This is a genomic window from Bacillus bruguierae (assembly GCF_037104725.1).
Taxonomy (GTDB): domain Bacteria; phylum Bacillota; class Bacilli; order Bacillales; family Bacillaceae_G; genus Bacillus_A; species Bacillus_A bruguierae.
The window spans coordinates 234,492-260,208 of record NZ_JBAWSX010000006.1 but is presented as its reverse complement, the minus strand read 5'-3'; the positions used below and the strand labels follow the sequence as shown (position 1 = coordinate 260,208).

Annotated in this window: 23 protein-coding genes; 16 read left to right on the top strand and 7 right to left on the bottom strand. The window is 33.3% G+C overall.

From position 1 onward, the window contains the following. The 3 genes from WAZ07_RS13090 to WAZ07_RS13080 all read left to right on the top strand — a co-directional run. Positions 1-126: CocE/NonD family hydrolase C-terminal non-catalytic domain-containing protein (locus tag WAZ07_RS13090; protein WP_336472815.1), on the top strand; the 126-nt coding region annotated here is incomplete at its 5' end. A gap of 715 nt (positions 127-841) precedes the next feature. After that, positions 842-1,546, top strand: a complete 705-nt coding sequence (locus WAZ07_RS13085) for an alpha/beta hydrolase (RefSeq protein ID WP_396548272.1) — start codon at positions 842-844, stop codon at positions 1,544-1,546. Between the two features lie 329 nt (positions 1,547-1,875). Continuing rightward, positions 1,876-2,493, top strand: coding sequence for an HAD family hydrolase (locus tag WAZ07_RS13080; RefSeq protein WP_336472799.1), 618 nt, complete (start codon positions 1,876-1,878; stop codon positions 2,491-2,493). 367 nt (positions 2,494-2,860) lie between these two features. Here the strand turns inward: WAZ07_RS13080 and WAZ07_RS13075 are convergent, their stop codons facing one another. Beyond that, positions 2,861-3,328 carry a DUF4240 domain-containing protein gene (locus tag WAZ07_RS13075; RefSeq protein ID WP_336472798.1) on the bottom strand — a complete coding sequence of 156 codons (468 nt, stop codon included), beginning with the start codon at positions 3,326-3,328 and terminating at the stop codon, positions 2,861-2,863. A 206-nt stretch (positions 3,329-3,534) separates the two neighbouring features. Here WAZ07_RS13075 and WAZ07_RS13070 point away from each other — a divergent pair, with 206 nt between their 5' ends. Beyond that, positions 3,535-5,871 carry a glycoside hydrolase gene (locus WAZ07_RS13070; RefSeq protein ID WP_336472797.1) on the top strand — a complete coding sequence of 779 codons (2,337 nt, stop codon included), beginning with the start codon at positions 3,535-3,537 and terminating at the stop codon, positions 5,869-5,871. A gap of 471 nt (positions 5,872-6,342) precedes the next feature. Beyond that, positions 6,343-6,471, top strand: a complete 129-nt coding sequence (locus WAZ07_RS13065; protein WP_090911976.1) for a hypothetical protein — start codon at positions 6,343-6,345, stop codon at positions 6,469-6,471. Positions 6,472-6,521: 50 nt separating this feature from the next. Here the strand turns inward: WAZ07_RS13065 and WAZ07_RS13060 are convergent, their stop codons facing one another. Beyond that, positions 6,522-7,373 carry a LysR family transcriptional regulator gene (locus WAZ07_RS13060; RefSeq protein ID WP_336472796.1) on the bottom strand — a complete coding sequence of 284 codons (852 nt, stop codon included), beginning with the start codon at positions 7,371-7,373 and terminating at the stop codon, positions 6,522-6,524. Positions 7,374-7,471: 98 nt separating this feature from the next. Here WAZ07_RS13060 and WAZ07_RS13055 point away from each other — a divergent pair, with 98 nt between their 5' ends. Both WAZ07_RS13055 and WAZ07_RS13050 read left to right on the top strand, forming a co-directional pair. Next, positions 7,472-8,623: an MFS transporter gene (locus WAZ07_RS13055; protein WP_336472795.1), complete on the top strand. Its 1,152-nt coding sequence runs from the start codon at positions 7,472-7,474 to the stop codon at positions 8,621-8,623. A 363-nt stretch (positions 8,624-8,986) separates the two neighbouring features. Further along, positions 8,987-10,798, top strand: a complete 1,812-nt coding sequence (locus WAZ07_RS13050) for an acyltransferase family protein (protein WP_336472794.1) — start codon at positions 8,987-8,989, stop codon at positions 10,796-10,798. 306 nt (positions 10,799-11,104) lie between these two features. Here the strand turns inward: WAZ07_RS13050 and WAZ07_RS13045 are convergent, their stop codons facing one another. Further along, entirely contained in the window at positions 11,105-11,869 is a 765-nt protein-coding gene (locus WAZ07_RS13045) for an alpha/beta fold hydrolase (RefSeq protein ID WP_090911967.1), read from the bottom strand. 824 nt (positions 11,870-12,693) lie between these two features. On the opposite strand from WAZ07_RS13045, the gene WAZ07_RS13040 reads away from it, so the two are divergent. The 3 genes from WAZ07_RS13040 to WAZ07_RS13030 all read left to right on the top strand — a co-directional run bounded on the left by WAZ07_RS13040 (position 12,694) and on the right by WAZ07_RS13030 (position 15,807). Further along, positions 12,694-13,590: a LysR family transcriptional regulator gene (locus WAZ07_RS13040; protein ID WP_336472793.1), complete on the top strand. Its 897-nt coding sequence runs from the start codon at positions 12,694-12,696 to the stop codon at positions 13,588-13,590. A 52-nt stretch (positions 13,591-13,642) separates the two neighbouring features. Next, positions 13,643-14,476, top strand: a complete 834-nt coding sequence (locus WAZ07_RS13035; RefSeq protein ID WP_090911963.1) for a YitT family protein — start codon at positions 13,643-13,645, stop codon at positions 14,474-14,476. A 335-nt stretch (positions 14,477-14,811) separates the two neighbouring features. After that, entirely contained in the window at positions 14,812-15,807 is a 996-nt protein-coding gene (locus tag WAZ07_RS13030; protein ID WP_461781908.1) for an LCP family protein, read from the top strand. A gap of 159 nt (positions 15,808-15,966) precedes the next feature. Here WAZ07_RS13030 and WAZ07_RS13025 read toward each other — a convergent pair whose 3' ends face one another. Next, a complete protein-coding gene (locus tag WAZ07_RS13025; protein ID WP_336472791.1) occupies positions 15,967-16,578 on the bottom strand; it encodes a LysE/ArgO family amino acid transporter in 612 nt (203 codons plus the stop codon). Between the two features lie 155 nt (positions 16,579-16,733). Here WAZ07_RS13025 and WAZ07_RS13020 point away from each other — a divergent pair, with 155 nt between their 5' ends. Beyond that, positions 16,734-18,185 carry an aminotransferase-like domain-containing protein gene (locus WAZ07_RS13020; RefSeq protein WP_336472790.1) on the top strand — a complete coding sequence of 484 codons (1,452 nt, stop codon included), beginning with the start codon at positions 16,734-16,736 and terminating at the stop codon, positions 18,183-18,185. Between the two features lie 225 nt (positions 18,186-18,410). After that, complete coding sequence (locus WAZ07_RS13015; RefSeq protein ID WP_090911955.1) at positions 18,411-18,578, top strand: DUF3933 family protein; 168 nt, start codon at positions 18,411-18,413, stop codon at positions 18,576-18,578. A 302-nt stretch (positions 18,579-18,880) separates the two neighbouring features. Here WAZ07_RS13015 and WAZ07_RS13010 read toward each other — a convergent pair whose 3' ends face one another. Further along, positions 18,881-19,846 carry a patatin-like phospholipase family protein gene (locus tag WAZ07_RS13010; RefSeq protein ID WP_336472789.1) on the bottom strand — a complete coding sequence of 322 codons (966 nt, stop codon included), beginning with the start codon at positions 19,844-19,846 and terminating at the stop codon, positions 18,881-18,883. Between the two features lie 95 nt (positions 19,847-19,941). Beyond that, positions 19,942-20,106 (bottom strand): YjcZ family sporulation protein, encoded by a 165-nt coding sequence (locus WAZ07_RS13005; RefSeq protein WP_090911948.1) that lies wholly within the window; start codon positions 20,104-20,106, stop codon positions 19,942-19,944. Between the two features lie 307 nt (positions 20,107-20,413). On the opposite strand from WAZ07_RS13005, the gene WAZ07_RS13000 reads away from it, so the two are divergent. After that, the gene (locus tag WAZ07_RS13000; protein ID WP_336472788.1) at positions 20,414-21,187 is read left to right on the top strand and encodes a YwqG family protein; all 774 of its coding nucleotides are present in this window, start codon (positions 20,414-20,416) and stop codon (positions 21,185-21,187) included. Positions 21,188-21,707: 520 nt separating this feature from the next. Next, a complete protein-coding gene (locus WAZ07_RS12995) occupies positions 21,708-22,865 on the top strand; it encodes a transglutaminase domain-containing protein (protein ID WP_336472787.1) in 1,158 nt (385 codons plus the stop codon). 42 nt (positions 22,866-22,907) lie between these two features. On the opposite strand, the gene WAZ07_RS12990 is transcribed toward WAZ07_RS12995, so the two are convergent. After that, complete coding sequence (locus tag WAZ07_RS12990; RefSeq protein WP_336472786.1) at positions 22,908-23,216, bottom strand: ArsR/SmtB family transcription factor; 309 nt, start codon at positions 23,214-23,216, stop codon at positions 22,908-22,910. 117 nt (positions 23,217-23,333) lie between these two features. On the opposite strand from WAZ07_RS12990, the gene WAZ07_RS12985 reads away from it, so the two are divergent. Together WAZ07_RS12985 and WAZ07_RS12980 are read left to right on the top strand one after the other, a co-directional pair. Further along, entirely contained in the window at positions 23,334-24,272 is a 939-nt protein-coding gene (locus WAZ07_RS12985; RefSeq protein WP_336472785.1) for an aldo/keto reductase, read from the top strand. 247 nt (positions 24,273-24,519) lie between these two features. After that, positions 24,520-25,704 carry an MFS transporter gene (locus WAZ07_RS12980; RefSeq protein WP_336472814.1) on the top strand — a complete coding sequence of 395 codons (1,185 nt, stop codon included), beginning with the start codon at positions 24,520-24,522 and terminating at the stop codon, positions 25,702-25,704. Positions 25,705-25,717 lie beyond the last annotated feature (13 nt).

Below are 25,717 nucleotides of genomic sequence, written 5' to 3'. Positions count from 1 at the left end.
TTTCAAGCCGGCCATCAAATAGGAGTCGTATTAATTGCAAGTGACTATGACTATACGATTCGTCCAAAAGCAGGGACGAAACTTACAGTAAAATTAAGTGAAGTAACATTACCAATTGTAAAATAGATAGAAGCCTCCGAATAGGGGCTGTTGACAAACTCTTCGAGTTTATCAATTTCTTCAAGCGTTTTAAGAGCCTGTGTAGTAACGATAGACTACACAGGCTCTTTTATTTGCTTTCAATGACTTCTCTCTGTCAATTTTCAATAAAAGCACCAGTTATGCTATTCCGCAGTCGGGCCATTTAATAGAATGAAATTTTAACATATTTCCAAAAGAATTCCCCCTTCCTCAAGGAATGAGAAGGGTTGAAGCCCAATGAATAGGAAGGGGATGAATTTGGGTTGGCGTAAGTCGAACGTTTTTTCTTTCTATTTCTGGTTCTGTTGCAAGGAGCTGATATTTTAAAAGTTTGTATTTGTGATATAATTTACATATATAGGAAAGGTGGGGGTTATGATTTAGCTAAGTTTCGTACATAGTGTACCCCTAAAGTAAAGTTTGATAATTTAAAACAAAGTCTGATCATTTATAAAAAAGTTTGATAAGAAATCCTGTGAGCTAGGATTTCTTATTTCACTAACGGAGCAGATCAGCTCAATAAGGGAATCAAAGTCGATAAACTTAATTCACAGTCTCGATGTTATACAGATGTAGAGAGATATTATAATTCATTCATGGTAAATTAGGAATAGTTTGATTTGTTTAAAACTAAGTAGAAGAATATAAAATGTATGCGATTTTTTGCCCAATCTCATATGTCTTATTCTATGGAGGAAATATGCTTAAAGATAATTTTAAAATTAGTAATATTCCCGCGGTTTTGTGGGGAGAAAAGAGTGAAAAAATTTTTATTGCAGTACATGGAAACATGTCAAATAAGGAAGATGCAGTTATTCAAATATTAGCTGAAGAAGCCAATCAAAAAGGTTATCAAGTGTTAAGCTTTGATTTACCTGAGCATGGAGAAAGAAAAAATGATAATACTCCTTGCAAAGTACAGTTTTGTGTTAATGAATTATCTATAATTATGAATTACGCAAAAGAACATTGGAAAGAAGTAAGCTTGTTTGCATGTAGTATGGGGGCTTATTTTAGCCTTTTAGCATATCAAAATGATGTGTTAAAAAAGGCATTATTTTTATCACCAGTAGTTAATATGGAACGAATTATCGAAAATATGATGAAATGGTTTAATGTAACACCAGAGCTTTTGCAAAAAGAAATGACTATAGAAACACCTATTGGTCAAAAGTTATATTGGGATTATTTATGCTATGTAAAAGAACATCCTATTAATACATGGAATACAGATACATATATTATGTATGGAGCCAAGGATGAACTGTGTGAATTTGAAACTATTAACTATTTTACAAAAAAACACCGTTGTGAATTAGAGGTCATGGAAGCAGGTGAACATTACTTTCATACTGAAGAACAGTTGAAGGTATTTGAGCAGTGGTTACACAAGCATATCGATTAACAAATTACAATTTATCTAAAGATTTAATGAAGAACCTGCTAGAGAAGAATTGTGAATATATAAACTGATATTATATTTGAGAGACATTATAAAGGTGAATTTATTTACTTAAATTATCGGGTGCGTTTGTTCAATAAGGAGCATTAAATCATCAAACTTTTTTATAAAAACTGTACACACAATCCCAGGGAAAAAGTCGATTTTGATCAATCTTTTTTCAAAATCGATTCTTTTTGTGTACCATAGAATGTAAGTTTGTAAGAGGTTTTTGATCAAACTTTATTTCAAAGCAACACATAGATGTTATAAATGATGAGGAGGACATACATATGGATAGCATAATTTTTGATTTGGATGGAACTATTTGGGATTCTATAGACACCGTACTACTTGCATGGAATAGTATAGTTGAGGAAAATAAACAAGTAGAAAAGAAATTAACAAGAAGAGACTTCGAAGGTACTATGGGACTGCAAATGGACGACATAAGTAGCAAGTTATTTCCAAACTTAGATTTAAACACTCGAACACAAATAATTAAACAGTGCTTTGAAATTGAAGGTAAATATATAGAGGAACACGGTGGAGCTCTTTTTGAAAACGTGGAAGATGTACTACATAACCTTTCTAAGAAATATAAACTTTTTATCGTCAGCAATTGTCAACAGGGTTATATTGAGGGGTTTTTTCGGTATCATAAACTTGAGAATTACTTTTTAGATTATGAAAACCCTAGTAGAACGGGTCTTACAAAAGGAGACAATATCAAATTAATAATTGAAAGAAACAATCTTTCAAAACCTGTTTATGTTGGAGACACAGAGAGTGATCTAAAAGCGTCTAGGCATGCAGGTATCCCTTTTGTTTACGCAAAGTACGGTTTTGGAAATGTAAGTGAATATGATCAAGTTATAGAGAAATTTGATGATCTTTTAGACCTATTCTAAAGAATAATAACAAATGATTAACAGAATAACATAATAACAGATTTTTACTTTAACAAAAAGCAAATTGAACACGCATTAGTATTATTAGAAAGTCATTCTTATAAATAAGTTGAAGAAATAAGAGGTATTAGTAAAAATATATTAATTTGAGCCAAGAAGAAAGCGCAAATCAGCATGCCTTTCAACTAAAAATAAAAGGACTCATTAATTGAGTTCTTTTATTTTTAGTTAGTGCCTTTTTCTTTGTTCGAATCAATGTACTTGAGGTTTGTGTAGTAATGGCACAGAAACGGTAGCTTGTTTAGAAAGAATAACGTTTTTTAGTATTTAGAGTTGATGAGCATAGTGTGCGCCCCCTATTAGCAATTTATCCTGTCCATTTGCTCTTATTACTGTATGTTTCATAATCAAACTTTGGCAGATAATCAAAATCCTCATCATTTTTCTGTTCGTATGCTTCTCTACTTATACTCAATAAAGATTCAAACTCCATATCTTTTGGCATTTCCTCTGGATGCTGCAACACATGATAATAAAAATCCCGCCCATTTGCTATAACCACGCATCTTGCATACAGAAAGTTATCTACGGAGAAAAACTCTTCTTCATCTACAAAGGAATACTCACCAATATTTTTGGCGTATTCAACCCCGTCCAAATCATAAAGTAATTTGGAGAGCATGTCCTCGAAAGCAAATATCTCTTCATTGGATTTTTTACTTAAATAATTTACCGCTTCTTCCAAAACTGTTTCATCATCACCTTCATGTTCCCAATCGAACATATCAATGATTTTCCAAAACTCGTTCTCGTCCATCTTTAAATCGTTAGACATATAAACCTTCTCCTTTCACTTCTTTAACTAAATAACATCTTTTAATTTTATCAAAGAGCATATGTTGAATACAATTTTCTTACCTGTATGCGCACCATATGAGACGTTATCAGAAGTTAATTAGATTTGTCTTATAAAATAATATTGTAACATTTCTGTCACAATACATGTCTATGATTGAAATACAAATAAGGGAGGTTATAAAAATGAAGAAAAAAGTTAAAAAGTTAGTTATTCCGATTTTGATGAGTTCGATATGCCTTACGTTGCCTTCTATGAGTTATGCGCAACAAACGAATTCTATGATAAAGGTTGAAAATACAGTCTCTCAATATAAAAACTTTACTTTTGATGTAAATCCTGAAACAGGTGAACTTTTTGTAGAAAAAGATGGTGTAAGAGAAAGTGCATCTCTACCATTACCAAAGAAAAAAGTAGAAAATCTTATAAGATCAAATAATTGTATATCGTGGAGTTATCCGGATGATCAAGTAGATGTAAAAATTGAAAAGAAAGAGTCCTATTTAAGCATTAAATTAAAATCTACTAAGTCTGAAGGAGCTAATGAATTTACTTGGCCAAAAGTAAGTGCTGACAGTTATACATTACCATTATGGGAAGGGAAAAATATACCTAGCAATGATTCAAGCTGGAAACAATTCTTAGGAAATCAAGATTTTTCATTTATAGAGAGCTTTTCTATGAGATTCTTTGCATTGAATAAATCTAAGTATTCTATCATGTATATTGCCGACAATATGTATAATGACAATATTCATTTTACTGCTGATTCTAATATACAGTTTAGTTTTACACATCAATATCCATCTATTAATAAAAACAAAGAATATGGATTTAGATTATATGTAACAGATAAAAATCCTGTTTCAATTGCAAACATTTACAAAAATTTTATAAAAGAACAGGGAGAATTTAAAACTCTAGAAGAAAAAGCAAAAGAAAATCCGAACATTAGAAAATTATATGGTGCTCCTCATATCTATTTTTGGAATCACCCTGGGATTTCAGTAGAAAATATCAAATGGGATAAATTTGCACAAAAAATAGATGAGAAATTTACAAATTGGATTGCTCAGTTGTTACAGGTAAATACAGAAGACGGATCAAAAGACTTTGAAACTGTTATGCAAGATATAAAGAAGCAAAAATCTATTAATAAAAGCCAGCAAAAAGTAATAGTGGATGCTATAAATCACGTATTACAATTAGAACAACTTTATAATAAAGATATTTTTGGAGGTCTAGGTACTCAGACAAATGATTTATTGAAAAAAGGAATTTATAATTTGAGTGAGCAAGAACTATATACTCTTAATAAAGAATTAATTAAAAGTAAATTAACAGATGCAGTGGATAGAATAAACCAATGGGAACAAAAAGAATCCACCGATGTCTTAACTGATATAAAGAAATCAGGTATTAATCAAGCGTGGATTGGTTTATCAAATTGGGCTAATGGATTAATGAATCCCAAAATGGTAGAAGAAGCAAATAAACTAGGTTATTTAATTGGACCTTACGATTCTTATCATTCTATTCACGAAGTTGGAAGTAGAGATTGGAATACTGCTTCTTTTAAAGATAAAACTTTATACCAAAATGCAACAATTTCGAATGAGAAAGGCGAAAAAATAGAAGGATTTGCAGGTAAAGGAAGAAAGTTAAATCCAACATTATCTTTACCGAGTGTGAAACAACGTGTGGGAGATATTTTACAAAATAATATACCGTTTAATTCTTGGTTTGTGGATTGCGATGCTACAGGCGAGGTTTATGATGATTATTCTCCAAATCACATTACTACTGAGGAGCAAGATGTTAAAGCAAGATTGGAAAGAATGAAATATATTAGCCAAGAAAAACATATGGTAGTTGGATCAGAAGGTGGAAATGATTTTGCAAGTACTGTTATAGCTTTTGCCCATGGAATAGAAACAATTGGGCCTGGACCTTGGCTTGATTCTGATATGGGAGATAAAAAAAGCCTGTACTACTTAGGAGGTTATAAGCCAACTTCACCAAATGGTGCCGTTCCAGAACAACTGGGAAAAACTATTCCTATTAAACCTATTTTTAAAGATATCTATAGTAATCCTATATATTCAATTCCTTTATATAAACTTGTATATAATGACTCAATTATTACTACCCACCAATGGGGATGGGGAAGCTTTAGAATTAAAGATGAAATAGGAAATAGAATGTTATCTGAAATGTTGTATAATGTACCACCTTTATATCAAATTGACAAAAATGAATGGGAGAAAAATAAATCCCTTATTATCTCATACTTAAAAGTATGGTCTCCATTTCATAAGAAAGCTGTCACAAAGCCAATGACAAATTTTGATATATTGTCTGAGGATCGTCAAGTTCAAAGTACGACATTTGGAAAAGATATGAAAGTAATTGTAAATTTCTCCAACCAAGATTTTAAATATAATAATGAACATATTAAAGCTAAAACTGCCCTGGTATATGATGGGAAGAAAAAACGCATATTAGAGGTTCCTAAATATTAAAATAGTGGAATAAATTTGGGATAATGCGAATTTTACTACTTCTTATAAAAAACTTAAGATTGGAAAAAACCTTATTCTTTCTGGAAAATGATAAGAAAGGATAGCGTTTGTTGGTTTAGGAGTACCGCTCCATCACCAACAAGTTAAGAAATTTATTGTTTCCCAAAACGAAAAAAATGAACTGAATTCCCATAGACAACTATGAGGAGATAAAATTTTCGTTTTGGGGATACTTCAAGATATTAGCTTGATGGGCATGCGGCAAGACCCCTGTATAAATAATATTGAATATATATTATTTAGAACTTTTTGTTAAATTGTTGTGAAATTGGAAATGGAGTAGATGGGTAAGAGTTCTAATTTTAGGGAATAAATATGAAAAAACAATGTTTCATTTACAACTAGTCAAAAAAATTCAATTGTACTTTATAAAAAGTAGTATGTATTAATTTTTAAAAAAGGATGTGCAGTATGAACAAAGAGAAAAAGTACACTGTTGTTGGTACCGATATTGATGAAGTGAAGAAGCTGAATAAGAACTCTGGTTTAACATATAACGAGGTAAAGCAATTATTAGCAAAACAAATGAAACAAAAGTGATTATCCATGAAACCGAAAGTATATTATTATTTTTGGTTCCATGGATACCGCTATAATTGATTGCACACTAAAAAGGCGTTTATAATAGGAGTTTGTTCTTTAAATGCAAGGCTAATTTGCCGATATTTTTTTTGTTTTAGTTTTTTTATTTCAATGTTTTTATGAGATTTAAAAAATAGTTCAGGTCCCATGCTAATTCCAATATTTTGTGAAATCATATTAACAATCGTTTCACAATGCAATACTTCTAATATAATGTTTGGATACACATCATAAGCGGATAAATTTTCTAAAACTAATGACTGATAGGAAGATTTTGGCATAATAAAGTCCATATTAGCAATAGTTTTTATATCAATTGTTTTCTCATTAACCAGTGGGTGATTTTTCGGTAACCCTAAGACAATTTCATCTTTTGTAATAGGTATTGATGGGAACTGTTTTTTTGTATCTTCTTCGATAATGAATCCTATATCTACAGTACCGTTATGAATCCAATCTACAATCTCCATATAAGTACCTTCATATAGTATTACCTTAATTTCTGAGTAGTTCTTTTTAAGCTGAGATAGCATTTTGGGTAATATTTGAGCTGCAGCACTTGTAAATGCGCCTATTTTTAAAGTGCCCTCTAGTTGATTGTTTTGAAGAGATATTTCTTGTTTAATAATAGCCTCACTGTTTAAAATTTGCCGAATGTGAGGAAGAATTCGATCTGCAAAAGCAGTTTTTTGAATCTTTGCTTGTTTGTTTCGATGTAATAAAGGATAACCAAATTCTTTTTCTAAACTAGAAATAGCATGACTTACTGCGGATTGTGTCATGTTAAGTTGTTCAGCCGCCCTAGTGAAATTCCCTAGTTCAACTACTTTTTGGAGTACCTCGTATCTTGCTATAGTCATGAGTTAAATTCATACCTCCTATGCTAAATATTAATTTCACTAATCATATTATACCCTTTACGATAGAAAAAGGAATAATTGACAAAAGGGTGATGATATTGAGAAAGATTGTTTTATTAACAATAGGGATGTTTGCGTTAGGGGTAGATGCTTATGTAATGGCAGGAATTTTACCAAGTATTGCAGATGAATTTCATGTATCTATAGGGAAAGCGGGGCAGGCGGTAAGTGTATTTACATTATGTTATGCGCTTGCAGCACCTTTGTTTGCTGCAATGATGAGTAAAACGAATGCAAAACATACATTATTAATAGCGTTGTCTATTTTCGTATTAGCCAATGTAGTAAGTACAATTACAAACAATTTTATCATGTTATTAATTTCAAGAGGAATAGCAGGTATAGGTGCTGGTTTGTATTCACCATTTGCTTCATCTGCAGCTGTTACATTCGTTCATGAAAGTAAAAAAGGTAGAGCGCTAGGCATGATACTACTTGGAATGAGTGCAGGAACCGTAATAGGTGTTCCTATCGGTATATATATTTCGGATATTTATGGGTGGCGTATGACAATATGGTTTATTGTTGCAATCGGTGTAGTAGGAATATTAGGCTTATGGTTTAGGCTTCCAGTCATACAATCAACCCATTTACCAACATTAAAAGAACGACTAGCGATGTTTCAAAACAAGGTTATTTCATTGGTCATGTTTATAACAATGATACTAAGTTTTTGTAGCTTAGGGTTATACACATATTTAGATCTTATCATAGCCTCTTATGGCTTTGAAAAATCCGTAGTCTTTATATGGATGTGGGGAATAGGTGGCATAGGAGGAAGTTTCATTATAGGATATATAATGGATTTTTATAAGAAACCTAAAATCATATTAATATATCTAATGATTATTATGTTTTTATCTTTAATATGTATGGGGATTTTTCAACAAATAGCAATTTTGGTGGCTATCTGTTTAATTCTTTGGGGAGCTACTGGATGGGGAGCAGTAGCGACTCAACAAAAAACATTAATTGAAATAAGTCCAGAACATGCCACTATTTCTATTGCCTTGCTTAGTTCTATTAATTATTTTGCTGGTTCAATGGGAACACTGGCAAATGGTATATTTCTAGAAAAGGGTATAGATCCTTTAAATTTTCCGTATTTTACAGCTGGTATATTAGTAGTTGCAATTGGATTGCAATCTACTTTAATAGTAAAAAAGAAGTATAGTGAAATAAATCAGTAAGGTATTGTTTGTACAAAAATAGTCTAAGTCGCGTATTATGACTTAGACTATTTTTATTTGTTAAGGATTATTTAAAGAGTCTAATACAATATTTTATTCTTTTTTCACTTCACTTTCGGTAAGGGAAATGTAATGAAGTAGTTATTTTTATTTGCATAAACAATTTTATAATAATAGATGATATGGTAGAATTTTATGTATGGTGTGCATTATTATACAAGATAAGTATGTTTATTATGATAATGTACTATTTTTGTAAACCTTTTATTTCGAAATTCGTTTATACTTGTTAAGTGTAAATTCGTAGAATTTCGTAATGTGAATAGTTACATAGTTTCTAGAGAAAGATGGGGGTGACTGTGAATGCCCACACCATTAAAGAAAAATAGTCGTTATATGGTTGGATTAGACAGTTTAAGGGGCCTAGCCATACTAGGTGTTATTTTGTATCATATCAATTTTAACTGGATACCTGGAGGATTTTTAGGTGTTACTGTGTTTTTTGTACTTTCGGGTTATTTAATTACGGATATTCTTGTTGTTGAATGGAAGGAAAAAAGAAGAATCGACTTGAAGAATTTCTGGTTGCGCCGGGCAAGGAGATTGCTCCCGGGAATGCTTGTCATGCTTGTTATAACTTTAGCTTGGATTACAATTTTTCATAGTTCATTACTTGGAAAAATGCGTGGAGATTCGGTAGCAGCTTTATTTTATTTTAGTAACTGGTGGTATATTTATCACAAATTATCATATTTTGATAGCTTCGGTAAACTGTCTCCACTAAATCATTTTTGGTCGTTAGCTGTTGAAGAACAGTTCTATGTGGTCTGGCCTCTTATCATTAGTTTAGGACTTTCTTATATAAAAAAACAATCACGTTTGACTTTATTTATTTTTCTCGGAGCGATTGCTTCAGCTGTCGCAATGGCAATAATATATGTACCAGGCGCTGATCCAAGTAGAGTGTATTATGGTACTGATACAAGGGCGTTTTCCTTACTAATTGGTGCAGCACTTGCTTTCATTTGGCCGAGCAGTAGATTAGCTAATAAAATTATCCCACCAGCTCGTCTCGTTCTTGATATAATTGGAGGAATTGCTCTTCTTATTATTCTCGTTATGTTTTGGAAGACGAATCAATATGATCCATTCCTATACCGCGGGGGAATGTTCCTTTTATCGATTGCTACTGCATTATTAGTAGCGAATCTTGCTCATCCAGCTAGCCGTATTAGTGTTTTTTTAAGATTCAGACCTTTGCGCTGGATTGGAGTTCGATCTTATGGGATATACCTTTGGCATTATCCGATCATCACATTGACAACTCCACAAGTAAGTACTGGAGAATTTCAGCTTACGAGAGCTATTTTTCAATTTTTTCTTATTTTGTTTATTGCGCAGCTTTCATGGAAATTTATCGAAAATCCAATTCGTCAAGGCGCATTGAGGAATATTCGTTTACATAACTTAAGAATAAGAAACTTAGCGTTAGGTGGTAAGTTAGCTTTAGCGTTTGCAATATTGGTTACTATGACAGCTAGTTTTGGTTTATCAACAGCGGGCAAAGCGAAAGAAAGCCCTAAAAACAAAGTAGAGGCGGTACAAACACAGCAAAAAGATCAGCCTAAACATCCAGACGCAGTTTTGGAAGAACCGGCTGATAAACCATCACAAAACAAAGAAGAAGTTAAGTCTGCGGGGGCTAAAGAATCTGCGCCGATTACAGCTATTGGAGATTCAATTATGATTGATGTCTCTCCCAATTTAAAAAATGCATTTCCTAATATTCGGATTGACGCGAAGATTGGAAGGCAAATGTCTGAAGCGACCTCTGCGGTAGACAGAATGAAAAAAGAGGGTACTTTAGGGGAGTGCGTTATTATTGGATTAGGTACAAATGGAGCATTTACTACTGAGCAAATAACATCACTAATCCAATTAATAGGTAATGAACGTAAAGTAGTATTAATTAATACAAGAGTACCGCGTCCATGGGAATCATTAGTTAATAAAAAGTTAGAAGAAGTAGCATCAAACTTCTCAAATGTTACGCTAGTTGATTGGTATTCAGCTAGTGCTGGGAAGCAAGAATACTTTGAACCAGATGGGGTTCATTTGACGAAAGCAGGAGCGGAGGTATATTCTTCGCTTATAGTGAAGAGTATTAAAAAGTAGAGTAATAGCAAATTGATAATTTTTTCACTTGATTTCACTTGGATGTGTAGAATTTTATTTTTTTTAATATATTTCTATATGTATACAAATTGAAAAAACAACATAATCCCCTTTTTTTAGGAGGGATGAGAGCGTCCGGCCATACATACAATCGGCTTAGATGTCGAAAAATTAAAATGGATTTTAAAAACATATGGATTATTAGGTGGGGATAAAAAAGAGAGATTGTACTCACATATAGTTTACATATGAGAAGAGAGTCGTGTTGATATGCGACTCTCTTTATTAAATAAAAAATGTTTTATATTATGACGATGTGTCTCGTAAAAATTGAGAGTACAAATCGAAAAAATAATTTGGCCGAAAGATATTTGCAGCATGACCAGCTAAGGGAATTTCTTTATATGAAACATTTGGAAGAATGGATTTTAAATCAAATAAACAAGATTTATAGAGATGATCGTGTTCTCCCATCACCCATAAAATTGGTTGTGTAAGTTCTCGTAATCGGGATTTTAAATCGAATTCCAAACGATGCCGCAGTGACTCTCGAATAATAGATGAGTGTAATTGTAACCCGAATCGATAGTAAATATTTTTGGAAACAATCGCAAATGGGTTGGCTTTTAGTATGCCACTTGGAAATATAGTACTTGCATACTGATGAAGCCAAGAAGAGTATTCATTATTTCGTTTGTCCCAAAACTTTTGGAAGACATTAAACAAAATAGATGGGTTATTATAATGACCTCCAATATGACAAAGGCTCAATACTTTTTCTGGGTACTTATGAGCAAATATAGAGGCAATATAGCATCCATAGCTTAGGGCGCAAATATGAGCTTGCTGGATCCCTTCTTTTTCATATAAATTTGACAATTGCTCTACTAATCGATCTAAAGAAAAATCAATGGCTTGTCCTTTGTCATCACCATGGCCAAGTAAGTCATATGTGATGATGTTATAAGATGAGGAAAATAGTTTACATTCTTTTTTAAATGCACGACGATTTCCAACTAGTCCATGAATGAATATAATCGTTTTTTTCTCAAAATCTTTTTTTGTTTGCAAAAGTATGCCCCTTTCAAGTCTATGGTAGAAAAAAGAAAATAAGTTCTACTAGAATGGTGTTATTACTAGTAAGCTTAGGCACCGATTATGCTCGGAACATTGAAATGAATGAATATATAATGATAGAAAACATGTTTATGGAAAGTGTATATAAAAATAACACAAGAATTCTTTGTACTAAGTTAATTTATTTTTCATGTTTAATAGATTGAGTACAACTAATTTTAAGTACCAGGTAATAATACCAGATAATTGTGGTGGTTGTAAAGGTAACTTTCCAACGAGGGTGTATTCATCTTAAATATGCCGGGAACTGTAAAATGATTTAATTTGATAATTGCTGATGGAGTGATCGTAAATGAGGATCTTCCGAATATTTGTACAACTTTTAAATTGTAGAAGTATAGTGAAAAGTATGAGAACTTCATTTCATGCTTTTAATTAAATCCATCCATCATTTTTTTAAATGGTTTCTATTAAAATAATTCATTTTATTTATTTTTATTATAAATATATAATAGCGATTAGGTGAGTGTATAGGACTGTTATCTATTTTTTCTTTCGTTTTTCATTCAGATGTGAAAGATTAAGAATGTATAAAGTTTACCTATGAAGCTAACTATTTCTATCAAAATAGTTAGCTTCATAGGTGTTTTAGAAAAGATTTTATTTCATATACTTTCTAATATCATTTTTCGTTATGATGGAAATATGATTATAACAATAAATTGATGATACGAGAATCTTGTAATCTTTATACATACATAAACCGTAATTTATGCTATTGAGGATGAAATAATGATTGTACAACAGGAGGCATTATTATGGAGCTGCGTCATTTGAAAACGTTTATTATTGTAGCAGAGAGCGGAGGATTTACACGGGCCGGAGAAAGACTCGGATATACACAATCAACAATCACAAATCATATTCAATCGCTGGAAGAAGTAATTGGAAGCCCGTTGTTTGATCGCCTCGGTAAAAAGATAGTTTTAACTGAAGTAGGAGAGCATATGCTTTCTTACGCGCAAAAAATATTGGCATTATCAAATGAAGCACTTGAATCATCTCAAATGAACGGCAAACCATCAGGAACGATACGTATTGGGGCAAATGAATCTTTAATGATATATCGATTACCTGTTATTTTATATGAATTTAAAAAGAAGTATCCGCAAGTTCATATCATTTTACAGCCATCAGAGAGTCAGGAGTTGCATAATGAATTAAAGTCAGGGAAATTTGATTTTGCTTTATTTACAAATCCAGAAAAACTAGGTGTAGATATTGTCACTCGTTCGCTTGTTAGAGAAACAATTGTGCTTGTTGCTCCGCCAGGGCATCCGTTAACGAAGCGAAAAATTGTTACTCCTGCTGATTTAGAAGGAGAAATGTTATTGCTTACCGAGCCAGGGAGTTATCGAGACTTACTAGAAAAATGGATAAAAGAAGAAGGGATTAGTTGTTCACGTATTCATTTTTGGAGTATAGAGGCAATTAAACAAACTGTTATGTGCGGGTTAGGGTTATCGTATTTACCGCTTATTACAGTTAAAGAAGAAATTGAGCGTGGAAAGTTAATTGCCTTGCCATGGATGTACAGTGAAGATTTTGTCACAACTGAACTGGCGTATCATAAAAGTAAATGGTTGACACCAGCGATGAAGAAGCTAATAGAAATGATAGAGAAACATGCAGAGAGATGGAGAGAGACAATTTAGTTTCCTATGATGTATAGAGATTAAACATAGGAATAGACGGGAGGAAAACGTAATGAATGAACGTATGAAAGAGATTATACTTGTTGTACTTGGATCGTTATTGTTTGCAATTGGAATTAACTTTTTTGCTATTCCAAACCGATTATCAGAAGGAGGAATTATCGGTCTTACGGTAATTACTTACTATTTGTTTGACTGGTCTCCTGGTGCTGTAAACCTTATAATGAATGCCATTTTACTTGCAATTGGTTATAAATTTTTTGATAAGAAAACGATGGTATATACAATTCTTGGTATTATATCTACATCTTTCTTTTTATATATCACAGAAGATGTGGCCACTCCGGTAAATCATGATACATTATTAGCAGCTCTGTTTGCAGGGGTTTTTGTTGGTGTTGGTTTAGGGTGTATGTTTCGTGCAGGTGGTACATCAGGTGGTTCAGCTATCATAGCTAGGTTAGCAAATCAATATTTAGGCTGGAGTGTTGGAAAAGGTGTGCTAATTATCGATATCGTTGTTATTGCTGGCTCAGTATTTATTATTGGACAAGAGAAAGCGATGTATACACTTGTAGCAGTCTTTATCGGTGCAAAGGTTATTGATTTTATTGTGGAAGGATTAAATACAAAAACAGCAGTGACGATTATTTCAAATAATCCAGATATTATTCGAGAATCCATTATGCAAAATATGACACGCGGTGTAACGGTATTAGAAGGACGAGGTGGTTACACAGGAAATAATAAGGAAGTGTTATATGTTGTCATTAATAAACAAGAACTCGTCCAATTAAAACAAGTTGTAGGTCGAAAAGATCAAAATGCATTTGTTGTGATTCATGATGTACGAGATGTATTAGGTGGCGGCTTTAAAGCGAGTTAAAAAATCTAGCCCTCAAATGTTTGAGGGCTAGATTTTTTGTCTATATAGCCAAAATGTCATTTATCTCCAATTAGTTCATAAAATAGTGTTGAAAATTATGCCAAATAAGTGAAAGATTACTTGGGATTTCAAAAAATATTTGTGTTAAAATTTCGTTGTCATCATTTTGTTACAAAACGATGTTATTTTTTTTGTAGCGAAAAGCTATGATTCGTACGTTGTAGATTCTTACAAAAATGTAAGGTTGATGAAATGTAATTCGATACAAAGGATGTTACATTTCAATTAAACTAATAGAAGATGTTCTGAAAGGGGGAAGTGAAATGAAAACGAACATGGAAGCAACAAGTAGAATTGAAAAGAAAAAGAAGCGCTCTAAAAAAAGAGGTTTTTTATTGTTTTTGATCATTCCTGTTTTATTTCTCGTTATTGGAGGAATAAGTTACAGTTCCTTTATATATAGTAAAGCAAAAGCGGTTGTAAGTAATTCTTATGCAGAAATAAATAAGTCTAATAAACGTGATACAGAGGTGGCTCCTTTAAAAGATAATATTTCTATTTTAATTATGGGTGTTGATGAAAGTGAGCAAAGAAAAAGTCAATATGGCGAAGCAGTTCGTACGGATGCATTGCTACTGGCAACGATTAATAAAAATGATAAATCGGTAAAGTTAGTGAGCATCCCTCGTGACTCGCGCGTATATATACCGTCACGAAAGAAATTAGATAAAATTACACATGCACACGTATTTGGCGGTGTGGAAAGTACACGTGATACGGTTGAACGCTTTTTAAATGTACCTGTTGATTATTATGTGAAATTTAATTTTGAATCGTTCATTAAAATAGTGGATTCACTTGGTGGTATTGATATTGATGTGCCGGTTACTTTTACGGAACAAGATAGTAAAGACCAAGCTGGTGCCATCCATCTTGAAAAAGGATACCAACATTTAAATGGAGAACAGGCGCTTGCGCTAGCGAGAACACGGAAAATTGATAGCGATGCAATGCGTGGTCAAAGACAGCAACTTGTAATCGAAGCAATTATGAAAAAAGCGGCATCAGTCCATTCAATCCCAAAACTTAGTTCATTATTAGATGCAGTGGATCAAAACTTGAAAACAAACTTAACATTCAATGATATGTTGGCAATTACAAAAAATATGGCAGGAACAGACTTGAAGTTAGAAAAAATACAAGTACAAGGTACAGACAAACGTATGAATGGTATTTATTATTATCAACCAGATGAGAAAAATGTTAAAGAAATATCAAAACAATTGAATGATCATCTTGGAATTGCTGAGAAATCAGAATCTAATAAATAAGGAAAAGGTTGGTTTTTTGCCAGCCTTTTTCTTATTTATTATTACCACTCTTATGCCCGGCTAGATGCTCTCGTTTTCCTATAAAAAGGAAAGGGGTTTTATGTCGGTTTTCTAACTTATATACATATATATCAGGATATTTTGAATATTCGACTGTAATTAAGTGAATAGTTTTACCAACATATAAAACGCAACAGCCCAAATTATAACACCAGAAATTTTATTTAATAGTTGTATTCGTTTTCCGGATGCATCCACTTTCCCTAGTATCCGTCCAGCGAATGCTAATCCGATAAACCATAGCCAAGAAACGAAAATTGTCGCGAAGGTAAACGCCCATTTTTCAGCACCAATGTACTGAATAGAGTTCGTTCCAATGACTCCAATCGTATCTAAAATAGCATGTGGATTGAGTAAAGAGACAGAAGCTGCAAATGCAATTTGTTTTTTTATTGTAATTGTTTGCTCTTCATTTTGGGAAGCGGTAGGTTCACTTTTCCATATCGCCCACCCCATGTAAAGAAGAAAGAAAAATCCAACTGTGTAGAGTGTAGTTGTTAGCCAGGAAAATGTTAATAGCACAAGAGATACGCCCTGCACAGCTACCAAAATCAAAATAGTGTCACAGATTGCCGCTGTTATAACAACTGGAGCAGCCTGTAATAGAGTAGATTGACTGGCACCTTGATTAAAAACAAACACATTTTGAACGCCTAAAGGAATAATAAGTCCAAATGAAAGAATGATGCCGTGAAGAAATGCTTCGCTCATTTTTTCGCCTCCTATGTAAAAGCATATTTTTTTGGGGTTACCTATTGGTGTCTAGTATATAAAGCGAAATATCAATTGTATCCATCCATATGGATGGATGATGACCCAACCAAAGTGTATACTACAAATTGTAGATACATAATTGGGGTGATGTTATGGAACGGTTTGATTGGCAACCAAATGCTTTATCTCCAATACCTTTATATAAGCAAATTGAAGATTATATAAAAGAGAAAATTGCAAATGGAGAATGGACAATCGGGATGAAATTACCATCTCAACGAACGTTAGCTGATGCATTTAAAGTTAACAGAAGCACAATTGTCACTGCACTAGATGAATTAGCTGCTCAAGGATTGATTGAAGGAAAAGGACGACAAGGAACGAGAGTGATAAATAATACATGGGGGTTATTAACTTCTTCGGCACCTCTGAATTGGAATTCATATGTTGATACTGGAATGCATTATCCTAATTTACCTATAATTAGAGAAATTAACCGAGCAGAGTTTGATCCGAATATCATTCGATTAGGAACAGGAGAACTCTCATCAGAACTTTTGCCGCAAGAGAAGACCAAACATATTATGAATATACTTTCGAAGCAGTATATACCTTTAGGGTATGAAGAACCAAAAGGAGATATTTTACTACGTGAACAGCTAGCAAAATATTTACAAACATTAGGAATACAGGCATCAACATCATCTATTTTAGTTGTTTCAGGTGGCATTCAGGCTTTACAGTTAATTTCTATGGGGCTATTACAAAAAGGAGCAACAATTTTAGTAGAAAAACCCTCTTACTTATATTCTCTTAACATTTTTCAGTCAGCAGGGATGCGTTTAATTGGTATTCCGATGGATCAGGATGGAATGCAATCAACACTTATTTCAAAATATAAAAAGCAATTTTTTAGTTCACTTCTTTATACCATTCCTTCTTTTCATAATCCAACTGGGATTTTGATGAGTGAAGAGAGAAGAAAGGTTGTTGTAGCAACTTGTAATGAAATTGGTCTACCTATAGTCGAAGATGGAGTGTATCAAGATTTGTGGTTCGGCTCGCCATCTTCAAAGCCCTTAAAGGCATATGATAGAAGTGGGAGTGTTCTTTACATAGGAAGTATGTCTAAGACAATTAGCCCAGGATTAAGAATTGGCTGGATTGTAGGGCCAGAGGCTGTTATTAATCGATTAGCAGATATTAAAATGCAAACAGATTATGGATCAAGTTCTTTGTCACAACGAGCTGCTGCTCAGTGGTTTTTAAGCGGATTGTACGAAGAACATTTAGATTGTATTCGGCAACAATTACAAATACGTAGAGATATTGCATTACATGCGTTGGAAAAACATTTTGCACATATTGCAACGTGGAATGTACCAGAAGGTGGTTTTTACATTTGGTTACATATAAATTTGAGATTTTCTATGCAGAAACTATTTTATAAAGTATTACAAGCAGGAATTTTGCTTAATCCAGGAAATTTGTATGATCGGCATGCTGAGCAACATTTGCGAATTTCTTACTCCTATGCATCGTTGCACGATATTGAAAGAGGAATTGAAAAACTTGCACGAATTATACAAGAAATAAAACAATAAATACGATAATATATAAATCCAAATTAAAAACCTGACATAAACCCCTTTTCTTTTTAGATGGTCGAGAGCGTCTGGCCATGCGTAGAAGCGGTCAGGGCCTTTTTCTTCCACGTGCGAAGTTCAAACAAAGAGAGAAAGAAAGTAGCAGGTTATTTTTTGTTCAGCATGGCGGCAACTTGTGTGTTGGAAAGTCAAGTTGGATTTATATATAAAAGGAGAATGAAAATGAAACGCTATGTCATTTGCCAAGTGATAAATGGAACAAAATATTTAGCTGCTTATGCAGAAACAAAACAAGAAGCAATTGAAAAAGCAGAACTGTTAGGGTTAAGAACGGGAGAACGTTATATTGTTATTACGGAGGAAGAAGCAGAGGGATTGCAATATCCGTAAAAGGACGGTAGTCATTATGGCTACCGTTTTTTCTTCTTATATTTATTTTTTTAGCAGTTTTTCTCTAATTAGCTGTATACAGTGAATTTAGACTTGAGGAGGGAATTATATGTCCCAATGCGAATGTATATGCGTGGTACATAGCCAGTCCCTCTCGACCACTTAAAAAAATGCTTTTCTATCGGTTTTTCATAGAGTGACTGAGTAGTTACACCATTTGAAAATATATAAGTAAGTCTCTTGAATTTACGTTTTGAAGGAAAGAAGAAATGAACTAAAATCTTACCGCTGGTAGTTTTATATTATTGTTTATCGTAATTAGTAGTTTGGCTGTGTATAGCACGAGATGATTCGCTACGATATTGACGTATATACTCTTTAAAATTCCAAGAGCTCAGAAATTTTTTAGCTGCCTGATAGCCAGAATGATAAAGCCAATCTCTTTCTTCATCACTTAAATTAAAGTGGGTACTCGTAATACTTCCAGTGGGGATTTTAATTGTGCGTGCGCTTGTTTCTGTATTGAGGTAGCGTAAATCGTGGGCTTGCATCATTGTTTTAAATAGCCCTTTAAACATAGAAACAGGTTCTTCATAATGCACAGGTTCAGCTTGAATTTCGTCTTTCATGAAATGAAATCCAAAGGTAGGCCAGCGAGGGATGTTTGGTGAGTCGAAAATCCATATCGGATAATTACTGAGAATGCCTCCATCAAGCATATAGCAAGGTTTATTCCACTTAGGGGTTTTCCATTTTACAGGTTGAAAAAAGAAAGGAATTGTTCCGCTCATTCTTGCTGCTTTTGCAATAGAAAATTTTTTATTTGGAAATCCATAATGCGGTAAGTCATCAGGGAAAATTACCATGTTCCCATTGCTAATATCAGAAGCGATAATTTTTAAGCCGCTCGGGTTAGGTAAGTCACTAAAACAATAAACGCCCTTTTGAGATAATAAATCCTCTAACCATTGTTCTATAAAATCGTTTTTATATATACCCATTTTGAACCATATATTTACTCCTTTTCCAATAAGGGGAATTTTATCTAACCATGTTTTTGTTATGAAGTTTGTATAATCAGCACTATTTATAATTGTTCGTAGTTCTTTTCCTGTATAACCGCATGCGAGCAGTGCGGCTATAATAGCACCGGCTGATGTACCAGCGACTCGCTCCCATTCATAACCATGTTCTTCTAATGCACAAATTGCTCCAACATGTGCAATGCCTCGAACGCCGCCGCCTTCAAAGACACCATCTATTTTCATGAAAATACCTCTCTTCAATTCATTATTTATAAAGTTAAAGAAAATAAAAAAGCACGACAAATGCGTGCTTTTCTACAATAGTTGTTAAAGATTACTTAGAAGACAAAGCCATTACAGCAGCTTGCTCCAATGATGATAAGAAGGATAAATAAAACGATTAATAAAGCAAAACCGCCAAATCCACAACCGCCATATCCTCCACAGCCGCCATATCCTCCATAACCGTAACCAAATCCACAACCGCCATATCCATAGCCCATATTTATTTCCTCCTTAATATAAGAATTTTGAGTAAAAAAAGTGGGAATTACGAGGGTGTCTTACAAAGGATGAAAAGTTTGCATGTTTGTAGGAACACTGTATATTATGTGTTAGAAAGGCATTCCGATTATAATGAACAAGCCCTTTTTCATAATGGGCAGTACAGGTAGAGATAAAGAAAAAAACGAAAGAAGCTTTATCATACCTAGCGAGATGACCCTCACCTCAAGCACGAAACGGTAGGTGGGGGTAGTTCAATAAATTTTATGATATGATGTAGGTAATCATGTAGAAAAAGGAGTTTGTATGACGAAGCATATTGAAGAATTAATTGACAAGTATCAACTGAATCATATAAAAGATGAATTGTTAGCCACAGCATTTGAATGTATAAAAGTGGTACCAAAACAAGAAGAGATATTGCCAATAGGGTGTTCAAAAATGGGAGGATCACCTGATTTACCAGCAGAGTTGGCGTATCCAGCTTATAAAGGGCGTCCCCTTCACTTTGTTGCACAGTTTAATTTAGCTGAAATTCAAGCTGTAGATATAAAAAATGATTTGCCTGAAAATGGCATGTTATATTTTTTCTATTTTGCTGATGATGAGCAAGAAGACTTTTATGAAGTGTATGGAAATGCAAACATAAAAGAAGGCTGGCGTGTTTTATATTATGAAGGAGCAATCGAGGATTTACAAAACACGAATCAAATGAAAGGGCAATTTTCTCAGTGCAGAATTACATTTGAAAAAGTGCAAAAACTTCCGGAGTTGTTTATTGAAAATGAAGATGATTCAGATCGTTTCTTGCAATTGTTAGAGGAATTAATACCTGACCACTATGACAATCATCAAATTTTTGGTACACCATTTTCCGTTCAAACAGAAGTATTTGAGGAAGCACAGGAATATATGAATGTGCATCATAGTGAGATGACATTATTATTTCAAGTAGATTCTGATGAGCAACATTTAAACATGATGTGGGGAGATATGGGAATGTTATATTTCTGTATTGCAAATGAAGATATAAAGCAACGCCGTTTTGAAAACGCTTGTTGTATTTTACAAAGTTTATAATTTAAAGAAGTTTCGCGTGTGAACGGAAATTACTTTTCCATATATACAAGTTAAAAAACCGATATAAAAACCCTCTTTTTTTAGGGGAGGACGAGAGCATCTGGCCGCGCATAGAAACGGTCAGAGCCTTTTCCTGCCACATGCAATGTTTAAAACAAAAGGAGGAAGCGAGAGTAGGTCATGTTGTATTCTCTATAGCAGTGACTTATATGTCGGAAAATTAAAATGGATTTATATAGTTCACCGTTGTTTGAATTACTTCACTTACGTGTATGTAATCTTTATATCTAGCACATACATTTTTAGGTGATGTCAACGAGTTTTTGTTGTCTAGGTCCGTATACTTAACTGGAAAAACGCGGAACTGCTGCCCGTTACGTGCTTAAAGATGTGGGTTTCTTTCGGAAATACGTTAAAATATCAAAAAAATGTATTTTCTTTTTTGATAGAATTAATATATGTTTATATATATTAGAAAATCATTTTTTATAATTACTTTATATTACGAGGATGTGATTAAATGAAGAAATCTGTAAAATGTTTATCAACTATAGTACTTTGTTCGTCTATTATAAGTGGAACGCTTCATATGCCTTCAGTATCATATGCTGCTACAAAACAGGTAGATAGTTCTGTAAGCGATGCAAAACTGATTGCAGCGTTTCAACAAGAGTTACAAAAGCATTTAAATAATCATGAAACAAATATTACAATTGTTTATAAGACAAAGAATTCAAACATAAAAGAAGTGTTAAATACACTGGTGCAAGCCTATAACCAAACGTTGGAAAAGGATGAATATTTAAAATATAATGTAAGTGGTACGAAATTTTCGATTCGTGGTGTACCAGGGAATTATTCATTTACATTGAATATTTCATACCGAGAAACGAAAGAACAATCACAGTACGTGATGAAGCAAGCAAAATCAATTGTAAATTCAATCATTACAGCCGGAATGGACCAAAATGAAAAAGTAAAAGCCATTCATGACTATGTAGTGAAAAATGTTTCATATGACACATCACTACGTTCTTACACTGCATATGAAGCGTTATCAAAACATTCGGCAGTTTGTCAAGGATATGCACTATTAACCTATCAGTTATTAAAAGAAGCGGGAATTCAATCTCATATTGTAACGGGAACTGGAAATGGGCAGTCTCATGCGTGGAACCTTGTGAATGTTGAGGGGAAATGGTATCACCTCGATACGACATTCGATGATCCCGTTCCGGATAAACAAGGACGTGTTACGTACTCTTATTTTAACTTGTCCGATGAGCAAATGAGTAAAGATCACCAGTGGGATCGTAGTAAATATCCAGCTGCAAATACAAGTTATTATAATGAGTTAACAAATAAAATTAAAGCAGGAAATAAGAAAGCTCCTATTTATCAACAAATCTTAAAAGATACAAATCTTGTTTATTTAGCAGCAGAATTTGGAGCTGAAAACTATAATCAGTTAAAACAAAAATTACAGCAAAAATTTACAACGAAACAAGAAAAGGTAGAACTTCGTTACCATCAAACAATTGATAACACGATGAACGATGTGAAAAAAGTACTGAATGAAGTTGCTTGGCCAAAAGGAGCAAAGCGAGTGTCATATCAGGTAGCTCCTTACCAGGCGCAAAGTGGATATTCATTGTTAACAATTACATTTTCATATTAATAACAAACAGGAGCATCTTTATGAAGATGCTCCTGTTTGTTATTAATAAGGTTCTGTCGCTTGTAAAATAGCGTCTAATAACCCTGGAAATCTCTTGTTTAAGTCTTCTGTCCTAATGGAGATGAAACGCTGTGTTCCTTCGATTCTCGTATACATAACACCGGACTCTCGTAATACTTTAAAATGATGAGAGAGTGTAGATTTTGCGATAGGGATGTTTAAAGCGCCGCAAGACTGTTCACCGCATGTCAGTAAGTCGTTTACAATCTTTAACCGGATTTGATCGCTAAGTGCATATAATACAGAGGAGAGTTGAATTTCCTCACGATTTGGATGGTATAGAGTTCGCATTTTTCCACCTGCTTTTCGTAACGTATTTTAGTTTCTATTTGCACTATAACATATATCATGATATATTTCTATTGTTCGAATATATTAGAACAATAGAAATATAAAGGGGATAGAAAAATGAAATTAGTAACTTTACAGAAGGCAAAATTGGAAGTTTCACAAATTGGTTTTGGAACAAATGCGGTTGGTGGCTATAACTTATTCTCAAATATTGATGAGGCAGAAGGAACGAAAATGATAGAAGAAGCTTTATATCAAGGAGTTACTTTTTTTGATACAGCAGACGTATATGGATTTGGACGTTCAGAAGAGTTATTAGGAGAAGTATTACGAAGGAAACGAAAAGATATTACACTTGCTACGAAAGGTGGGGTTCAAAAGTTATTAGGAGCTACTACTCGTATAAACAATAAACCTAGTTACATAAGAACAGCTGTAGAAAATAGTTTGCAACGATTACAGACAGATTATATAGATTTATATTATTTACACTTTTCAGATCCAGGAATTCCATTTTCAGAGTCAGTGGGGGAACTAGTACGTTTAAAAGAAGAAGGAAAGATACGAGCGATTGGTATTTCAAATATCAATATTAAACAGTTAAAAGAAGCGAATCAGCATGGGGATATTGCTGTTTTGCAATCACCATATAACATGTTGGATCGGACTGCGGAAAAAGAATTAATTCCGTATTGTATTGAACAAAATATTGCATTTATTCCATATGGACCTCTTGCTTTTGGAATTTTAGGTGGTAAATATCCGGAAAATTTGCAATTGAGTGAAGGAGACTGGAGAAGAAGTGTTTCTTTATTTGAAGAGGATGTATATAAGAAGAATTTTGTGAAGGTAGAAAAATTAAAGAAATTCGCAACGGAAAGAAATACGACTATGCCGAATTTAGCGTTAGCTTGGTTGCTTGCACAAGACGGGATTGATGCGGTCATTCCAGGAGGAAAACATGTAGAACAAATAAGAGAAAATATAAAAGTAAATCGAGTTACTTTACTCGAGAGTGATTTGCAAACGATTCAATCTATTTTAGAAGAGGAATAAGATAAAAGCTGCATGTGTTGCTTTTATCTATAAATATATATAAGTTAAAAAACTACATAAAAACCTCTTTCTTTTATGGGAGGATGAGAGCATCTGACCGTGCATAGAAGCGGTCAGGGCCTTTTCCTGACACATGGCAAGGTTTAAAACTAAGGGAGCAAGCGAATACAGGGCATGTTGTATTCTACATAGCAGAGACTTATATGTCGAAAAATTAAAATGGGTTTATATAGAAAGGGTGTTTATGGTGAAGAAAACGATGCTTTTATTTTTTATGATCATGTTTATGATAGGAACAGATACATTTTTAATTTCACCCCTCTTACCGACATTGCAAGAGTTATATAATGTCTCTACGGAAATATCAGGTTGGATGGTAAGTGCATACGCATTAGGGTATGCTCTATTTGCATTAATTGCTGGTCCTATTTCTGATGGTCTAGATAGAAAGCGGGTTATAATAGGTGGAATGATATTTTTTTCAATTAGTACGTTTTTATGTGGTATAGCTCCTACTTTTTGGTGGATGATTACCTTTCGTTTTTTAGCTGGTGTTAGCGCAGCATTTGTATCACCGCAAGTATGGGCGTCTATCCCGCTCCTTGTATCACCTCAGCATATTATGAAATGTATAGGAATTGTTACAGCTGGATTATCTTTGTCACAAATGTTTGGATTACCTATCGGAGCTTACCTTGCATCTGTGCATTATTCTACTCCGTTTTTTGTAATTGGAATTTGTTCTGCTATATTGGGGATACTCATATATTTTACGCTGCCTCATTTACGACCGCTACAACAAGAATCTCAAAAACAAACAGTTTTTAGTCGTTATAACCAGTTATTACATATATCAAAAACAGTACCGTCATTTTTTGCGTATTTCTTATTTCAAACCGGTAACTTTGCAGCATTTTCATTTTTAGGAAAATGGTTATCAGATCAATTTCAATTAGAAGTAAATGAAATTGGAAGCGCCATGCTTATATTAGGATTTGGGAATTTAACAGGCAATTTGTTTGGCATTAAACTTGTCAATAAGTTTGGTAAGACCCGCTCGTTATATGGGGGAATAATTGTGCTTGTTGTTTTGTATTTGATATTGCCTCAATTAAAATATGTGTTATTTATAGAGGTATTTTTCTTTATTATATTTTTTATAACAGGTATTTTGTTTACTATTATGATGAGTGCATTACAAACATTATCACAGACAGCAAGAGGTACTATTGCCGCGCTGGCTAATTCATCAATGTATATTGGGCAAATGATTGGAGCAGCTTTAGCAGGTTTTTTATACGTTATATTTCATAATTTTTCTGCTATCGGGATGTTTACAGCTAGCATGTATATCTTTTCTCTATTCACGTTTAAACGAGCTGGAATTATAAAAAATATAGAATCTGGAACAAAACAAAAAACAGTTTCATAATGTATATAAAAAA

Bases quoted from the DNA above. Each gene is read 5' to 3' on its own strand.
- WAZ07_RS13010 (WP_336472789.1), bottom strand. From the start codon at position 19,846: ATGAAAATAGATGGTGTCTTTGAAGGCGGCGGCGTTCGAGGCATTGCA.
- WAZ07_RS13065 (WP_090911976.1), top strand. From the start codon at position 6,343: ATGAACAAAGAGAAAAAGTACACTGTTGTTGGTACCGATATTGATGAA.
- WAZ07_RS13005 (WP_090911948.1), bottom strand. From the start codon at position 20,106: ATGGGCTATGGATATGGCGGTTGTGGATTTGGTTACGGTTATGGAGGA.
- WAZ07_RS13000 (WP_336472788.1), top strand. From the start codon at position 20,414: ATGACGAAGCATATTGAAGAATTAATTGACAAGTATCAACTGAATCAT.
- WAZ07_RS13035 (WP_090911963.1), top strand. From the start codon at position 13,643: ATGAATGAACGTATGAAAGAGATTATACTTGTTGTACTTGGATCGTTA.
- WAZ07_RS13050 (WP_336472794.1), top strand. From the start codon at position 8,987: ATGCCCACACCATTAAAGAAAAATAGTCGTTATATGGTTGGATTAGAC.
- WAZ07_RS13075 (WP_336472798.1), bottom strand. From the start codon at position 3,328: ATGTCTAACGATTTAAAGATGGACGAGAACGAGTTTTGGAAAATCATT.
- WAZ07_RS13060 (WP_336472796.1), bottom strand. From the start codon at position 7,373: ATGACTATAGCAAGATACGAGGTACTCCAAAAAGTAGTTGAACTAGGG.
- WAZ07_RS12990 (WP_336472786.1), bottom strand. From the start codon at position 23,216: ATGCGAACTCTATACCATCCAAATCGTGAGGAAATTCAACTCTCCTCT.
- WAZ07_RS13020 (WP_336472790.1), top strand. From the start codon at position 16,734: ATGGAACGGTTTGATTGGCAACCAAATGCTTTATCTCCAATACCTTTA.
- WAZ07_RS13080 (WP_336472799.1), top strand. From the start codon at position 1,876: ATGGATAGCATAATTTTTGATTTGGATGGAACTATTTGGGATTCTATA.
- WAZ07_RS13085 (WP_396548272.1), top strand. From the start codon at position 842: ATGCTTAAAGATAATTTTAAAATTAGTAATATTCCCGCGGTTTTGTGG.
- WAZ07_RS13025 (WP_336472791.1), bottom strand. From the start codon at position 16,578: ATGAGCGAAGCATTTCTTCACGGCATCATTCTTTCATTTGGACTTATT.
- WAZ07_RS12985 (WP_336472785.1), top strand. From the start codon at position 23,334: ATGAAATTAGTAACTTTACAGAAGGCAAAATTGGAAGTTTCACAAATT.
- WAZ07_RS13015 (WP_090911955.1), top strand. From the start codon at position 18,411: ATGAAACGCTATGTCATTTGCCAAGTGATAAATGGAACAAAATATTTA.
- WAZ07_RS13030 (WP_461781908.1), top strand. From the start codon at position 14,812: ATGGAAGCAACAAGTAGAATTGAAAAGAAAAAGAAGCGCTCTAAAAAA.
- WAZ07_RS13070 (WP_336472797.1), top strand. From the start codon at position 3,535: ATGAAGAAAAAAGTTAAAAAGTTAGTTATTCCGATTTTGATGAGTTCG.
- WAZ07_RS12995 (WP_336472787.1), top strand. From the start codon at position 21,708: ATGAAGAAATCTGTAAAATGTTTATCAACTATAGTACTTTGTTCGTCT.
- WAZ07_RS13040 (WP_336472793.1), top strand. From the start codon at position 12,694: ATGGAGCTGCGTCATTTGAAAACGTTTATTATTGTAGCAGAGAGCGGA.